Genomic DNA, 15,319 nt, shown 5'->3' with positions numbered 1-15,319 from the left:
AGTGTTTCCCCGACGTTTCGGTCGGCGCCGCTTCGTTACGGGTGTGTTTCGTTCCCGAACGGAAAACCGGGTGGTTCTCGGGGTTCCGGGCGGCCCGGAACCCCGAGAACCACCCGGTTTCGTGGTTGGTGGCTGCGTCAGCTCGCGCGGACGGCGCGTTCGCCGGCGGCCGCCGTCGACGCGATGAGTCGCGAGACCGCGCGGAGGTACTTCTTGCGGTAGCCGCCGTCGACCATCCCGCCGCCGAAGATCTGGTCGAGCGGGATGCCGGAGGCGATGACGGGCACCTGCGCGTCGTAGACGCGGTCGACGAACGCGACGAAGCGCAGCGCCTGGCTCTGGTCGGTCAGCTCGAACACGTCGTCGAGGACGATCGCGTCGAGGCCGTCGACGAGCCGGACGTACTTCGACGGGTGCACGCTCGCGAGGTGGTCGACGAGCGCGCCGAAGTCGTCGCGCGCGACCGTCTCGCCGAGCTCGAGGCGCTGGGCGACCTCGCGCTCGATCCCGTCGGGCGTCGTGACGATCGCGCTGCCGTCGATGGCGCGGCGACGGTAGTCCGTGCCGTCGATGCGGAGCGTCTCGAACACGTCGGCGAGCTTCGTGATCTCGCGCAGGAAGTCCTGTGCGGCGAAGCGTCCCTCACCGAGTGCGTTCGGCGGGGTGTTGCTCGTGGCGGCCACCGACGTGCCCGTCGCGACGAGTTCGCCGAGGAGCTTCGACATCATCATCGTGTCGCCCGGATCGTCGAGCTCGAACTCGTCGATCGCGATGAGCTTCGTACCCGTGAGCTGCGTGACGGCCTTCTGGAACCCGAGGGCACCGATGAGCGCCGTGTACTCGATGAACGTCCCGAAGTACTTGCGCCCGGGGTAGTCGTGCCAGATCGACGCGAGGAGGTGCGTCTTGCCGACACCGAATCCGCCGTCGAGGTACAGCCCCGGCTTGACGGGCGGCGCCGGCTTGAGCCGCGAGAAGAATCCGCGTCCGGGCGAGGTCGACTTGTCCGGCTTCTTGCCGCAGAACCGCTCACCCGCACGAACAGCCTCGGCCTGCGAGGGATACTCGGCATCCGGCCGGTAGGTGCTGAACCGCGCCGTGTCGAACTGCCGCGGCGGCACGAGTGCGGCGACCATCTCCTGCGCCGACACCTCGGGCGATCGCTCGGTCAGATGGACGATGCCGTTAGGGCTCACGGGCAGCTCTCCTGTTGTCGTCGGCGCACCGGTGGCCCCGGCTGCAGCCGTCGGCCGATCCATCTTAGGCATCCCTTCGCGCGCCCGACACCACGGGTCGCGCGCGACGTCACACCCGGCCGTCGCGTCACGGCCCGTGTATACCCTGGAGGAGCACGTGACCGACCCCGAGGAGGCACCCATGCCCGTGGCCCACGATCCCGATCCGCGACTCGCGGCGTTCGCTCACCCCGAGCGTCTCGTCACGACCGAGTGGCTCGCGGAGCACCTCGGTGACGAGGGGCTCGTCGTGATCGAGTCCGACGAGGACGTCCTCCTCTACGAGACGGGGCACATCCCCGGCGCGGTGAAGCTCGACTGGCACGTCGACCTGAACGATCCGGTCCGTCGCGACTTCGTCGACGGCGAGCAGTTCGCGAAGCTCATGTCGGAGCGCGGCATCGCTCGCGACGACACGCTCGTGATCTACGGCGACCGCAACAACTGGTGGGCGGCGTACGCGCTGTGGCTCGCGACGCTCTTCGGACACGAGGACGTGCGTCTGCTCGACGGGGGCCGCGACCGCTGGATCGCGGAGGGCCGGCGGATCACGACCGAGGTGCCCGTCCCGCCCCCCACCGAGTACCCGGTCGTCGAGCGCGACGACCGCACGTACCGCGCGTTCCGCGACGACGTCGCGGCGCACTTCGGGTCGCCGCTCGTCGACGTCCGCTCGCCGCAGGAATACTCGGGTGAGCGCACGACGGCGCCCGACTACCCCGAGGAAGGCGCGCTGCGCGCGGGCCACATCCCGTCGGCGCGCTCGGTGCCATGGGGCAAGGCGGTCGCCGAGGACGGAACGTTCCGCCCGCGCGCCGAGCTCGAAGCGCTCTACTTCGACGGCGCCGGGCTCGCCCCCGACAGCGACGTCATCGCGTACTGCCGCATCGGCGAGCGTTCGAGCCACACGTGGTTCACGCTCACCCACCTGCTCGGCCTCGAGCACGTGCGCAACTACGACGGCTCGTGGACCGAGTGGGGCAGCCTCGTGGGCGCACCCGTCGCGCTCGGCGAGGAGCCCGGCGACGCCCCCGCGCCGCGCGCATGACGGCCACGCTGCCCGCCGCGTTCGCGGAGATCCGTGACGACTTCCTCGCGCTCCCGGAGCGCGAGCGCCTGACGCTCCTGCTGGAATTCGCGAACGAGTTGCCCGACTTGCCCGCACGCTACGCCGACCACCCGGACCTCCTGGAGCGCGTCGTCGAGTGCCAGTCCCCCGTCTACCTCTTCACCGAGGTCGACGAGGCCGGTCTCGTGCACCTGCACGCGACGGCGCCGCGGGAGGCTCCGACGACGCGCGGCTTCGCGTCGATCCTGGCGCAGGGTGTGGAGGGTGCGAGCGTCGAGGAGCTCCTCGCGATCCCCGAGGACGTGCCCTTCGACCTCGGGCTGACGAAGGTCGTCTCGCCACTGCGGTTGCGCGGCATGGTGGGCATGCTCGGACGAACGAAGCGGCAGGCGCGGGAGCGCGTCGCCACGTCGTCGTGACCGACGTCGAGTCCCCCGCGGCGACGCTGCTCCGGATTCTCTGGCGCTCGGACGAGCTCGGGGGCGGGACGGACGCGTCTCCGCTCGCCCTCGCCTCCCCCGCGTCCGACGCGGCGATCGATGCGCTGTACGCGACGCCGGCCGGCCCGTGGATCCGCATGAACATGCTCGGCACGCTGAATGCGCGCGTCACGGGCCCGGACGGCACGAGCGACTCGGTCACGAACCGCATCGACCGCCGCATCCTCACTCGTATCCGGCGGATGAGCGATGCCATCGTCGTCGGCGCCTCGACCCTCCGTCAGGAGCGGCACACGGCGACGGGTGATACGCCGCTCGTCGTCGTGACCCGTTCGGGCGAACTCGCGGGGCACCGCATCACCCCGGACGAGGCCCGGCACGGCGTCGTCGTCCTGTGCCCGCCGATCGCGACGACGAACGTCGAACGCACGCTCCCCGGCGCGCGCGTCGAGATCGTCGATGCACCCGGCGGCGGCGTCCCCGTCGGGACGGTCGTCGAACGGTGCCGCGCACTCGGGTTCGAGCGCCTGGTCGTCGAGGGGGGCGGATCACTCATCGCCCAGTTCCTCGATGCCGAACTGCTCGACGAGGCGTGCCTCACACAGGCACCGCTGTTCGGGCCCTCGGATGCGCCGCAGCTTCCGGCGTCGACGGCCGCGACCCGGTTCGAGCGCGTCCTCGTCGCACTCGACGACGCCGGATACGCCTACTCGCGGCTCGTCGCCCGCCGCGGGGCGGCCACGTCGGCGGACTGACCGGCCGCAGGCGCCCCGATCCCCGCCCACGTCCCCCTCGCGAGATCCGCGAGCCACCGCTGCAGGGCACGATCCCAGCGCTCCGGGTCGACGTTGTGGAGACGCGTGTGGAGTCCCGCGGGGAACTCCACGTAGCGCACGAGGTCGGGCAGCCGGCGCCCGAGCTCCCTGCTCGGACCGACCGGCACGACGGTGTCCGCGGTCGAGTGCATGAGGAGGACGGGGACACGGATCTCGTCGGTGCGTCGAAGCACCTCGAAGCGCTCGAGCGGGATCGGCGCATCGACGCCGACGATCGGCGCGGCCGCCGTCGACGAGAGGAGCCCGATCGCGAGACGGGTCACCCAGCGTGGCATGTGCAGGAGCGCTCCCTGATGGCGCAGGGTCGAGAACCACGAGACGACGGGCGATTCGAGTACGACTCCCACGACGTGGTCCCGGTGCGGTGAATCGAAGAGCGCCTGCATGACGGCCGCGCCGCCCATCGACCATCCGACGAGCACGATGCGCCGGGCCCCGCGGGAACGCGCCCACGCAAGGGCGGCGTCGATGTCCCGCCGCTCGGTCCCACCGAGCCCGTAGCGGCGATCGGGTGACGTCGTCGAGCCGGGGTCGTTGCGGTACGAGATGACGAGCGAGTTCCAACCGGCCTCGTGGAACGCACCGATCGATCGGAGCGGTTCGGTCATGAGGGCGCCCCGGCCGTGCACGTGCACTGCCCAATCGGTCGACGGACCCTCCGCCGGGAACAGCCATGCCGGTGCCGGGCCGAGTACGGTGGGGACCTCGACGGATTCCCAGGGCAGGCCGAGGTCCGCGGGCCCGCGCTGTGGGGCCGACGCGACCCGCACGGACGTGCCGCGCTCGAGGCGTGCACCCTCCTCGCCGTCGAAGCGGCGCGTCACCGTGTGCTCGCTCGTCGCCGTCACGGGACCGAGGACGGCGCGCCCGGCTCCACCGGAGAACACCATCGAGTACGTTCCGGGCGCACTCGATTCCGGCGTGCGTCGCAGCGTGACGGTGCCCGCTCGCCGATCGACCGCGTGCACGCGGAGCGGCTCGTGCGGCCGCCTCGGGGGCGTCACGACCGAGCGGGCCATGAGCACGCTCGCCGTGACCGCCGCTGACGCCGTCGCGAGCAGGCCCGCGCCGAGGCCGAGCCCGATCGACGTGACGGCGACCCCGATCGGCGAACGGCTGCGCACGACCATCTGGACTCCGTTCGCGGTGCGGACGACGAAAGGACCGACACGGCGCGATAACGGACGGCGCGCCTCGTGGTCCCGAATGAAGGACGAGCATAGTCTCATCGCGTGGTTGTCTCACTGAATGTTCCGCCGGACGGGTTCGAGGTCGCTGCGGCGTCCGTCCGTGAAGCGACCTTCCGCTCAGAACTCGAGGTCGCGGAGATCCGTCCGCCCTCCAACCTCGCGCCGGACGCGATCGCCCTCTCGGGCGACGTGCACCCCGCGAATCACGAGGAGGACTCCGAATTCGGCACCGGCCGATTCGTCCTGCTGCACGACCCCGACGAACCCGAGGCGTGGCGAGGGAGCTATCGCGTCGTGTGCTTCGCTCAGGCGCCCCTCGAACCCGAGATCGGCGTCGATCCCTTCCTCTCGGACGTCGCGTGGTCGTGGCTCGTCGAGGCCCTCGAGTCCCGTGGCGCCCTGTTCGAGCATCCCTCCGGCACGGCGACGATCGTCAACGCGAAGGGATTCGGCGAACTCGACTCGCAGGGTGAGGGCTCCCAGATCGAATTGCGTGCGTCCTGGACCCCCAGGAACTACGACTTCGGCTCGCACGCCGCCGCATGGGGTGAGCTCGTCTGCATGCTCGCCGGCCTCCCGCCCGTCGAATCCGACCGGGTCGTGAGCATCCGGCACCGCCGGGGGCCCCGTGACGCAGGCTGACGAAGCACGGATCGCGAACGGCGGCCTCGAGGTCATCGACACGCCCGAGGCGTTCGCGCGCGGCGTCGCGCGCATCGCCGAGGGCGAGGGGCCCGTCGCGGTCGACGCGGAGCGCGCGAGCGGCTACCGCTACTCGGATCGCGCCTACCTCGTCCAGCTCTACCGTCGCGGTGCGGGGACGCTGCTCATCGATCCGCTCCCGATCGGCTCGCTCGCCGCGCTCGGCGAGGCGATCCACGACGAGGAGTGGGTCTTCCACGCCGCGACGCAGGACCTCCCGTGCCTCCGCGAGATCGACCTCGATCCGGCGACCATCTTCGACACCGAACTCGGTGCGCGCCTGCTCGGCATGGAGCGCGTCGGCCTCGGCGCGGTCGTCGAGGAGTTGCTCGGCATCACGCTCGCGAAGGCACACTCGGCCGACGACTGGTCCGTGCGTCCGTTACCGACGAGCTGGCTCGCCTACGCCGCGCTCGACGTCGAACTGCTCGTCGACGTCCGCGACCTCATGGCCCAGCGCCTCGTCGACCAGGGCAAGGACGGTCTCGCGCGGCAGGAGTTCGACGACATCCTCGTGCGCGAGCTGGGCGCGAAGCGCTCCGAGCCGTGGCGCCGCATGAACGGCTACTCGAAGTTGCGCACGCCCCGCGCACAGGCGATCGCCCGTGAGCTGTGGCTCGCGCGCGACGCGTACGCACGGGAGACGGACAACGCACCCGGCCGGATCGTGCCGGATCGTGCCCTCACCGCCGCGGCGGCCGCGATGCCGTCGAGCCGCGGCGCCCTCCAGGGGCTCAAGGAGTTCACGGGTCGGGAGTCGCGCTCGCAACTGGACCGCTGGTGGGCGGCCATCGAGGCGGGCCGCAGCACGACCGATCTGCCCTCACGACGAGGCGAGCGCCCCGCGATCCCACCCCACCGCTCGTGGGCGCACCGCGCTCCCGACGCCGACGCACGGTTGCGGGCAGGACGCGCCGCCGTCGAACGCGTCGCCGAGACGCTCGGCATGCCCGTCGAGAACGTCCTGACCCCCGACTACCTGCGTCGCGTCGCGTGGGAGCCACCCACGACGATCGACACGGCGACGATCGCTGCCGCACTCGCGGCGTCGGGCGCGCGGCCGTGGCAGGTCGACGCGGTCTCGGAGCTCGTGGCCCGCGCGTTTGTCGAGGTCGGCCAACCACCTGCGCACGCGGACGAGACGGCTTCGTAGCTTCACCCTCGCTCGATCGGCCCGTGCAGCGGACGTTCGTAGGATTGGCCCACGCATCGATCAATGGAGGCAGCGTGGCTGATCGCGACGTCTTGTTCATCGACGGGGTCCGCACCCCGTTCGGCCGAGCCGGCGAAAAGGGGATGTACTGGCGCACTCGCGCCGACGACCTTTCCGTCAAGACCATCCGGGCACTGCTCGACCGCAACCCGCAGATTCCGCTCGACCGCTATGACGACGTCGCGATCGCGGCGACGACCCAGGAGGGCGACCAGGGCCTGACGCTCGGTCGGACGGCCGCGATCCTCGCGGGGCTCCCCCTCGGCGTCCCCGGATTCGCGATCGACCGCATGTGCGCCGGCGCGCTCACGGCGGCGACGACGATGGGCTCCGGCGTGGGCTTCGGCGCCTACGACGTCGCCATCGCGGGCGGTGTCGAGCACATGGGACACCACCCCCTCGGTTCGGGTGCCGAGCCGAACCCGCGCTTCGTCGCGGAGCAGCTCGTGAGCGCGGACGCGCTCAACATGGGCAAGACGGCCGAGCGCCTGCACGACCGCTTCCCGGGCCTCACGCGCGAGCGCTCGGACGAGTACGCGATGCGCAGTCAGCAGAAGGCCGCCGCCGCCTACGAGGCCGGGCTCATCCAACCGGACCTCGTCCCCGTCGCCATCGAGAGCGACACGGGCTGGGGTCTCGCGGAGCGTGACGAGGGCCTGCGGCCCGAGACGAACCGCGAGACGCTCGCGACGCTCAAGACCCCATTCCGGCCGCACGGTCGGGTCACGGCGGGCAACGCGTCGGGCCTCAACGACGGCGCGACCGCGTCGATCCTGGCCTCCACGGCCGCCGTGAAGGAGTTCGGCCTGAAGCCGCGCATGCGCATGGTCAACTTCGGATTCGCAGGTGTCGAGCCCGAGGTCATGGGCCTCGGCCCGATCCCGTCGACCGAGAAGGCGCTGCAGCGTGCGGGCCTCAAGATCGACGACATCGGCCTGTTCGAGCTCAACGAGGCGTTCGCCGTCCAGGTGCTCTCGTTCCTCGACCACTTCGGCATCCCGGACGACGACCCGTCGGTCAACCCGTACGGCGGGGCGATCGCGTTCGGTCACCCGCTCGCCTCGTCGGGCGTGCGCCTCATGAACCAGCTGAGCCGTCAGTTCGCCGAGCACCCCGAGGTGCGCTACGGCGTGACGGCGATGTGCGTGGGCCTCGGCCAGGGCGGCACGATCATCTGGGAGAACACGAACTGGAACGGCAAGAAGCACGCACGCGCCGCGGCGTCGAAGGGACGGAACTGACGTGACGACCGATCTGCGAACCCGATTCGCTCCCCTGCTCGCCGCGTCCGGCGACGAGGTGGTCACCCGCGGACTCGTGCGTGACGTCACCCTCCCGTCGGGCAACGTGCTCGCGCTCGTGACGCTCGACAACGGACACGACTACACGCGGCCGAACACGCTCGGTCCGCTCACGCTCGTCGGCCTCGGCGAGACGTTCGACGAGCTGAAGGACCGCGCCGCGCGCGGCGAGATCCAGGCCGTCGGCATCACCGGCAAGCGGTTCAACTTCGCGGCGGGTGCCGACCTCTCGCAGGTCGACCAGATCCCGTCCCGTGAGGTCGCGCGCATGCTCGGCGAGCTCGGACACACGGTCCTCGGTTCGCTCAGCGAGTTCGGGGTGCCGACCTTCACGTTCACGAACGGGCTCGCGCTCGGCGGCGGCGTCGAGATCGGGCTCAACTCGACGTACCGCACGATCGACGCGTCGGTGCCCGCCTTCGCGCTGCCCGAGGTGTTCCTCGGCCTCGTGCCCGGCTGGGGCGGTGCGACGCTCGTCCCGAACCTCATCGGCATCGAGAACGCGCTCAAGGTCATCATCGAGAACCCGCTCAAGCAGAACCGGATGCTCAAGGGCCCGCAGGTCGCGGAGCTCGGGCTCGCCGACGCGATCTTCCCGTCCGTCAACTTCCTCGAGGACTCGTTGACGTGGGCCGACGAGGTCCTGACGGGGGCCCGGAAGGTCGAGCGCCCCAACGTGCCCGGCAAGATCGAGCGCCTCACGAAGTGGGACATCGCGATCGGCATCGCGCGGAAGTCGCTCGAGGAGAAGCTCGGGACGGTCGCGCTCGCGCCGTACCGTGCGCTCGACATCCTCAAGCTCGCGAAGTCGAACGACCGCGCGAAGGGGTTCGAGGCCGAGAACGAGGCGCTCGCCGACCTCATCTCGGGCGACCAGTTCGTCGCGTCGATCTACGCGTTCAACCTCGTGCAAAAGCGCGCGAAGCGGCCCGCCGGTGCGCCCGACAAGAAGCTCGCGAAACCCGTCACGAAGGTGGGCATCGTCGGCGCGGGTCTCATGGCGAGCCAGTTCGCGACGCTCTTCGTGCGCCGCCTGCAGGTGCCCGTCGTGATCACCGACCTCGACCAGGCGCGCGTCGACAAGGGCCTCGCGTACGTGTACGACGAGATCGACAAGCTGCACGGCAAGGGCCGCATCGGGGACGACGAGCGCAACCGGCTCAAGGCGCTCGTGCACGGCACGACTGACCGCACCGAGTTCGCCGATTGCGATTGGGTGATCGAGGCGGTGTTCGAGGAGCTCGGCGTCAAGCAGGAGGTCTTCGCGTCGATCGAGAAGATCGTCTCGCCCGAGGCGGTGCTCGCGACGAACACCTCCGGTCTCTCGATCGAGGCGATGGCCTCGGTGCTCGAGCACCCGGAGCGGCTCGTGGGCTTCCACTTCTTCAACCCGGTCGCGGTCATGCCGCTCATCGAGGTCGTACGCACGGCCGAGACCGACGACGCGACGCTCGCGACCGCCATGGCGACCGCGAGGGCACTCAAGAAGACGGCCGTCATCACGAAGGCCACGCCCGGCTTCGTCGTCAACCGCATCCTGGCGAAGGTCCTCGGTGAGGCGATGCACGCGGTCGACACGGGGACGAGCTTCGAGGTCGTCGACCACGCGCTCGACCGCATCGGGCTGCCGATGACCCCGTTCGAGCTGCTCGAGCTCGTCGGGCTCAAGGTCGGCGCGCACGTGCTCGACACGCACCACGCGGCGTTCCCAGATCGCTTCTTCGAGTCGACGAACCTGCACGAGCTCGCCCAGTACGGCAAGATCCTCGAGCGCGACAGCAAGGGTCGTGTGAAAGGCTACGACAAGAAGGCCCTCAAGATCGTGTCCGGCGGGACGACCCCGATGACGGCCGAGGAGTTCCGGGAGCGCGTCGAGCTCGGCCTCGCCGACGAGATCAAGCGCATGCTCGACGACGAGGTCGTCGCCGCGGCCGAGGACATCGACCTGTGCCTCCTCCTGGGCGCCGGCTACCCGTTCCAGGCGGGCGGCATCACGCCGTACCTCGACCGGGTGGGCGCGTCGGAGAAGGCGTTCGGCGGCACGTTCCACACGCCACCGATCCGCGGTGCCGTGAACCGCTGACCCGCAGCAGCAGACGTGGGGCCCGACCGGACGGTCGGGCCCCACTGCGTTCTTTCCGACCGCCGTCCCAGTGATCGGCCAACACGTCCGGCTTTCAACCGATTCACGCGGCCCCACGACGACGGCCCGGCCCCCACGAAGGGAGACCGGGCCGTCGTCGTGGGTCGGCTACGCCGTGGCGAGCTGCCGCAGCACGTACTGCAGGATGCCGCCGTTGCGGTAGTAGTCGGCCTCACCGGGCGTGTCGATGCGGACGACCGCGTCGAACTCGACCGGCGCCTTGCCCTCGGGCGAGTGGGCCGTCGGGTTCGCGACGACGTGCACCGTCTTCGGCGTCACGCCCTCGTTGAGCTGCTCGAGCCCCGTGATCGAGACCCGCTCGGTGCCGTCGAGGCCGAGCGACTCCCAGCTCTCCCCTGCGGGGAACTGGAGCGGGACGACACCCATGCCGATGAGGTTCGAGCGGTGGATGCGCTCGAAGCTCTCGGTGATGACGGCCTTCACGCCGAGCAGGCGCGTGCCCTTCGCCGCCCAGTCGCGCGACGAGCCCGAGCCGTACTCCTTGCCACCGAAGATCACGAGGGGCGTGTCCTGCTCGGCGTAGTTCACGCTCGCGTCGTAGATGTACGCCTGCGGCCCCTCGGGCTGCGTGAAGTCGCGCGTGAAGCCGCCCTCGATCACCTTGCCGTCGTTGACCGCGCTCACGAGCAGGTTCTTGAGGCGGATGTTCGCGAACGTGCCGCGGATCATCACCTCGTGGTTCCCACGACGCGAGCCGAAGGAGTTGAAGTCCTTGCGGTCCACGCCGTGCTCCTGCAGGTACTGCGCGGCGGGCGTGCCGACCTTGATCGAGCCCGCGGGGCTGATGTGGTCGGTCGTGACGGAGTCGCCGAGCGTCGCGAGCACGCGCGCACCCGAGATGTCGCTCACGGGCGTCAACTCGAGCTCGAGGCCGTCGAAGTACGGCGCCTTGCGGACGTACGTCGAGTTCTCGTCCCACTGGAACGTCGCGTCCTCGGGCGTCGGCAGGCTGCGCCAGCGCTCGTCGCCCTCGAAGACCGTCTTGTACTGCGTGATGAACTGCTCGCGCGAGATCGACGTGTCGATGACCGCCTGGACCTCCTCGGGCGTGGGCCAGATGTCCTTGAGGAACACCTTCTCTCCCGACGGGTCGGTGCCGAGCGGCTGCTCGTCGAAGTCGAAGTTCATCGACCCGGCGAGCGCGTACGCGACGACGAGTGGCGGCGACGCGAGGTAGTTCATCTTCACGTCGGGGCTGATGCGGCCCTCGAAGTTGCGGTTGCCCGAGAGGACGGCCGTGACCGCGAGGTCGTTCTCGTTGATCGCCGCCGACACCTCGTCGATGAGCGGACCCGAGTTGCCGATGCAGATCGTGCAGCCGTAACCGACGGTATAGAAGCCGACCGCCTCGAGCGCCTTGTCGAGGCCCGACTTCTCGTAGTAGTCGGTGACGACCTTCGAGCCCGGGCCGAGGGTCGTCTTGACCCACGGCTTGCGCTGCAGGCCACGGTCGACGGCCTTCTTCGCGAGGAGCCCCGCTGCGAGCATGACCGACGGGTTCGACGTGTTCGTGCACGACGTGATCGCGGCGAGGGTGACGGCGCCGTGATCGAGGATGTACGACTCCCCCTCGGGCGTCGTCACCGGGACGGGCTTCGACGCGCCCTCGGGTGCACCGCTGCCGATCAGGACGGGTGAGGTCGTGGCCACCTCGTCGCCGGGCGCGCCGCCCGGGTCGGACGCCGGGAACGAGCCCTCGACCTCGAGGTCGACGATCTCGGTCGACTCCGTGGGCGTAGCGTAGTTGAGGATGTCGCGGCCGAACTGCTCCTTCGCCTCCGAGAGGAGGATGCGGTCCTGCGGACGCTTCGGCCCCGCGATCGACGGCACGACCGTCGAGAGGTCGAGCTCGAGGTACTCGCTGAAGCTCGGCTCGACGGCGGGTTCGTGCCAGAGCGTCTGGAGCTTCGCGTACTCCTCCACGAGGGCGACCGCTTGCGGGTCGCGGCCCGTGAGGCGCAGGTAGTCGAGCGTGACGTCGTCGATCGGGAACATCGCGGCGGTCGAACCGAACTCGGGGCTCATGTTGCCGATCGTCGCGCGGTTCGCGAGCGGCACCGACGCGACGCCCTCGCCGTAGAACTCGACGAACTTGCCGACGACGCCGTGCTTGCGGAGCATGTCGGTGATCGTGAGGACGACGTCCGTCGCCGTCACGGCGGCGGGGATCTCGCCCGTGAGCTTGAAGCCCACGACGCGCGGGATGAGCATCGAGACGGGCTGGCCGAGCATGGCGGCCTCGGCCTCGATGCCGCCGACGCCCCACCCGAGCACGCCGAGGCCGTTGACCATCGTCGTGTGCGAGTCGGTACCGACGCACGTGTCGGGGTAGGCACGCAGCACGCCGTCGACCTCACGGTCGTAGACGACCTTCGCGAGGTGCTCGATGTTCACCTGGTGCACGATGCCCGTGCCGGGCGGGACGACCTTGAAGTCGTCGAACGCCGTCTGGCCCCAGCGGAGGAACTGGTAGCGCTCACCGTTGCGCTGGTACTCGATCTCGATGTTGCGCTCGAGCGCGTCGGGCGTGCCGAAGAGGTCCGCCATGACCGAGTGGTCGATGACGAGCTCGGCGGGCGAGAGCGGGTTGACGGTGTTGGGGTCACCGCCGAGGTCGGTCACGGCCTCGCGCATCGTGGCGAGGTCGACGATGCAGGGGACCCCGGTGAAGTCCTGCATGACGACACGCGCGGGCGTGAACTGGATCTCGGTGTCGGGGTCGGCGCTCGGCACCCAGCCGCCGAGGGCGCGGATCTGGTCGGCGGTGACATTGGCTCCGTCCTCGGTTCGGAGCAGGTTCTCGAGGAGGACCTTCAGGCTGAAGGGCAGCTTCTCGTAGCCCTCCACCCGGTCGATCCGGAAGATCTCGTAGTCGGTGTCGTCGACACGCAGAGTGTCTTTGGCGCCGAAGCTGTTGACTGCGGTCACGTCGTCTCCTTCGTAGCACGTCGACGCGCGGCCGCGCGTCGACCTCGGAACTGTGGCTCCGGTACGACGGAGCCGACCCGTTCGGTCGGTCAGGACGAACGAGTGTTATCTCGACATCAAGATAGTTTAGCCTGTTCCTCCCGATTCGTCAGCCCCGACGCGCGGAACACCGCGCGCGCGAAGAGCACCGTGCCCACGGCGAGCACGGCGTACATGGGTGTCCCCATGACGAGACGGGTGACGCCGAGCGCCTCGACGTTGCCCGCGAAGTACAGGGGCAACTGCACCGCGAGGCGCAGCGCGAAGAAGGCGACCCAGGCGAATGTCGCGAGTCGCATGAGGCGGCGGACGCGGGCGATCGTACGCCACCGGCCACCCGTGCCGTACGCGAGGCCCGCGACGTAGCCGATGATCGGCCAACCGACGAGGATCGACAGCAGGAACCCGACCCCGTAGGCCGCGTTCGTGTAGAAGCCGAGCACGTAGTAGTCCGCCCCGTTGCCGGTGCGGAGCGCGAGCACCCCGCTCACGGCGATCGCCACGAGACCGCCGATCGCCGGCCCGACGTTCTGTCGGACCACGGCCCGCGCGACGACGAATCCGAGACCGATGATCGCCGGCACGACGACCGAGAGCCAGAGGTCGCCCGTGATCGTGAACAGTACGAGGAACGCGATGCCCGGGAGCAGCGCCTCCACGATCCCGCGCACGCCGCCCATCGCGTCGAGGAGTGCGCGACCGTCGAGGCCGCCCTGCGCCATCTGCTGGAACCGGTCCGTCAGGGCCGAGGCGCCCGGCGCATCCGCGTCCGGCGTCGCCCGGTCGTCCGAGGAACCGTCCGGGGCCGCCTCCGACGCCCCGTCAGGCGCACCGGGGCGCTCGCTCGCGGCGGGGTCGAGGGTGCCGTCGACGGGATCGCCCGGCTCCCGTCGTTCCGGCTCAGGCGTCGGCATCGCGGCGTGACCGGCGTCGTCGGCCGGTGGTGCGTTCACTCGGTTCGGCTGCGGCCTTGGCCGCAGGTGTGGCGTCGGCGGCGTTCACCTGCGACGACATCGCCTTCGGGACGACGAGCTTGAGCAGCTCGCGGGGTGGGATCGGACCGTCACCGCGGACGACCACGATGCTTCGGAACAGTCGCTCGAGCCGTGCGGTGGCGGCGGGATCGCTGAGCGCCGGCCCCGTGAGCACCCCGCGGAGGAACCAGCGCGGCCCGTCGACGCCGATGAAGCGTGCCGACCTCGTCTGGCCGCCCTGGCCGCCGCGTGCGACGACGGGCAGCTTCGTCTCGAGCACGGGACCGATCTTCGCCTTCACCTCCGTCGCCGTGCCCCCCTGCTTGGTGATCTGCTCGGCGAGCTGCCGGCGGATGGGGTGCCAAAGGCCCTCGGAGCGGGGCGCCGCGAACGCCTGGACCTGCAGAAGCGAGCCCTCGAACTCGAGCGCGACGGCGACGAGCCGCTTCGTCGACTCCTCGACCTCGAGGCGCAGGCCGAGTCCCTCACGAGCAGGGATCCTGATGCCGCCGAGATCGACGTATCGACGCGCGGGGTTCGCCTCGGACGAGTCGAACGGCCCCTTCTCGGCCCGATCGGCCGGGGCCGACTTCTCCTCGAGCTCGTCGTCGTCCTCGTCCTCGTCGAGCTGTTCGTCGTCGACGGTCAGGCGGACGGCCTTCTCGACGGGCTCGTCGGCACCGCGCTTGCGGAAATCAAACAGCCCCATCCCGGGCTCCCTTCGTGGTGATACCGGTCGAACCGAACCCGGCCTCGCCGCGCTCGGCGGCGTCCAGTTCGTCGACGGGCACGAATTCGACGCTCGGGAGCTGCAGGACGACGAGCTGGGCGATGCGGTCGCCGACCTCGATGCGATAGCTCGACTCCCGGTCGGTGTTGAGCAACACGACCCGGATCTCGCCGCGGTACCCCGCGTCGATCGTGCCGGGGGCGTTGACGATGGTGAGCCCGTGACGGTGGGCGAGGCCGGAGCGTGGAACGACGAAGCCGACCGTGCCGCTCGGGAGCGCCACCCGGACGCCCGTCCCGATCGTGCACCGCTCACCGGGACCGAGGACGACCGCCTCGGCGGCGGCGAGATCGGCACCCGCGTCGTCCGGGTGCGCGAAGACGGGTGTGGGCCCCACGACGGGGACCGTGATCGCAGTACTCACGCTTCGAGCGTACGGCACCCCGGCGTCACCGGTGCACGCCGCGCTCGCCGGGGACTCAGGCGAGCGCTCGCCCC

The 15,319-nt window shown here is 70.3% G+C and carries 13 protein-coding genes; 7 read left to right on the top strand and 6 right to left on the bottom strand.

Annotation, left to right across the window (positions count from 1 at the left end; translation table 11 throughout):
- Positions 1 to 137: 137 nt before the first annotated feature.
- Positions 138 to 1,259: a cell division protein ZapE gene (gene zapE, locus HNR16_RS06195; protein WP_158040963.1), complete on the bottom strand. Its 1,122-nt coding sequence runs from the start codon at positions 1,257 to 1,259 to the stop codon at positions 138 to 140.
- Positions 1,260 to 1,377: 118 nt separating this feature from the next.
- Here zapE and HNR16_RS06190 point away from each other — a divergent pair, with 118 nt between their 5' ends.
- The 3 genes from HNR16_RS06190 to HNR16_RS06180 are packed head-to-tail and all read left to right on the top strand — an operon-like array spanning position 1,378 to position 3,499.
- Positions 1,378 to 2,283 carry a sulfurtransferase gene (locus tag HNR16_RS06190; protein ID WP_158040993.1) on the top strand — a complete coding sequence of 302 codons (906 nt, stop codon included), beginning with the start codon at positions 1,378 to 1,380 and terminating at the stop codon, positions 2,281 to 2,283.
- Positions 2,280 to 2,723 (top strand): SufE family protein, encoded by a 444-nt coding sequence (locus tag HNR16_RS06185; protein WP_158040962.1) that lies wholly within the window; start codon positions 2,280 to 2,282, stop codon positions 2,721 to 2,723. Before HNR16_RS06190 ends, HNR16_RS06185 begins: the two co-directional genes overlap by 4 nt.
- Positions 2,720 to 3,499, top strand: a complete 780-nt coding sequence (locus HNR16_RS06180) for a RibD family protein (RefSeq protein WP_158040961.1) — start codon at positions 2,720 to 2,722, stop codon at positions 3,497 to 3,499. Before HNR16_RS06185 ends, HNR16_RS06180 begins: the two co-directional genes overlap by 4 nt.
- Here HNR16_RS06180 and HNR16_RS06175 read toward each other — a convergent pair.
- A complete protein-coding gene (locus tag HNR16_RS06175; protein WP_158040960.1) occupies positions 3,451 to 4,710 on the bottom strand; it encodes an alpha/beta hydrolase family protein in 1,260 nt (419 codons plus the stop codon). The genes HNR16_RS06180 and HNR16_RS06175 overlap by 49 nt on opposite strands.
- Positions 4,711 to 4,812: 102 nt before the next feature.
- On the opposite strand from HNR16_RS06175, the gene HNR16_RS06170 reads away from it, so the two are divergent.
- The 4 genes from HNR16_RS06170 to HNR16_RS06155 all read left to right on the top strand — a co-directional run bounded on the left by HNR16_RS06170 (position 4,813) and on the right by HNR16_RS06155 (position 10,069).
- Positions 4,813 to 5,412 carry a DUF3000 domain-containing protein gene (locus HNR16_RS06170; RefSeq protein ID WP_179558133.1) on the top strand — a complete coding sequence of 200 codons (600 nt, stop codon included), beginning with the start codon at positions 4,813 to 4,815 and terminating at the stop codon, positions 5,410 to 5,412.
- A complete protein-coding gene (locus tag HNR16_RS06165; protein WP_158040959.1) occupies positions 5,399 to 6,625 on the top strand; it encodes an HRDC domain-containing protein in 1,227 nt (408 codons plus the stop codon). Before HNR16_RS06170 ends, HNR16_RS06165 begins: the two co-directional genes overlap by 14 nt.
- Before the next feature lie 74 nt (positions 6,626 to 6,699).
- A complete protein-coding gene (locus tag HNR16_RS06160) occupies positions 6,700 to 7,926 on the top strand; it encodes a thiolase family protein (protein ID WP_225737897.1) in 1,227 nt (408 codons plus the stop codon).
- A 1-nt stretch (position 7,927) separates the two neighbouring features.
- The gene (locus HNR16_RS06155; RefSeq protein ID WP_225737896.1) at positions 7,928 to 10,069 is read left to right on the top strand and encodes a 3-hydroxyacyl-CoA dehydrogenase NAD-binding domain-containing protein; all 2,142 of its coding nucleotides are present in this window, start codon (positions 7,928 to 7,930) and stop codon (positions 10,067 to 10,069) included.
- Positions 10,070 to 10,237: 168 nt separating this feature from the next.
- On the opposite strand, the gene HNR16_RS06150 is transcribed toward HNR16_RS06155, so the two are convergent.
- The 4 genes from HNR16_RS06150 to dut form a co-directional block, all read right to left on the bottom strand.
- Complete coding sequence (locus HNR16_RS06150) at positions 10,238 to 13,078, bottom strand: aconitate hydratase (protein ID WP_158040958.1); 2,841 nt, start codon at positions 13,076 to 13,078, stop codon at positions 10,238 to 10,240.
- Between the two features lie 116 nt (positions 13,079 to 13,194).
- Positions 13,195 to 14,070: a DUF3159 domain-containing protein gene (locus tag HNR16_RS06145; protein ID WP_225737895.1), complete on the bottom strand. Its 876-nt coding sequence runs from the start codon at positions 14,068 to 14,070 to the stop codon at positions 13,195 to 13,197.
- Positions 14,018 to 14,800: a DUF3710 domain-containing protein gene (locus HNR16_RS06140; protein WP_158040957.1), complete on the bottom strand. Its 783-nt coding sequence runs from the start codon at positions 14,798 to 14,800 to the stop codon at positions 14,018 to 14,020. The genes HNR16_RS06145 and HNR16_RS06140 overlap by 53 nt, the downstream gene beginning before the upstream one ends.
- Positions 14,787 to 15,245, bottom strand: coding sequence for a dUTP diphosphatase (gene dut, locus HNR16_RS06135; RefSeq protein WP_179558132.1), 459 nt, complete (start codon positions 15,243 to 15,245; stop codon positions 14,787 to 14,789). The genes HNR16_RS06140 and dut overlap by 14 nt, the downstream gene beginning before the upstream one ends.
- Between the last annotated feature and the right edge of the window lie 74 nt (positions 15,246 to 15,319).

The organism is Pseudoclavibacter chungangensis (genome assembly GCF_013410545.1).
Lineage (GTDB): Bacteria > Actinomycetota > Actinomycetes > Actinomycetales > Microbacteriaceae > Pseudoclavibacter > Pseudoclavibacter chungangensis.
This window is presented reverse-complemented; position numbering and strand designations above follow the sequence as displayed.

Coding starts and splice junctions, on each gene's coding strand:
- zapE (WP_158040963.1), bottom strand. CDS start 1,259: ATGGATCGGCCGACGGCTGCAGCCGGGGCCACCGGTGCGCCGACGACA.
- HNR16_RS06190 (WP_158040993.1), top strand. CDS start 1,378: ATGCCCGTGGCCCACGATCCCGATCCGCGACTCGCGGCGTTCGCTCAC.
- HNR16_RS06185 (WP_158040962.1), top strand. CDS start 2,280: ATGACGGCCACGCTGCCCGCCGCGTTCGCGGAGATCCGTGACGACTTC.
- HNR16_RS06175 (WP_158040960.1), bottom strand. CDS start 4,710: ATGGTCGTGCGCAGCCGTTCGCCGATCGGGGTCGCCGTCACGTCGATC.
- HNR16_RS06140 (WP_158040957.1), bottom strand. CDS start 14,800: ATGGGGCTGTTTGATTTCCGCAAGCGCGGTGCCGACGAGCCCGTCGAG.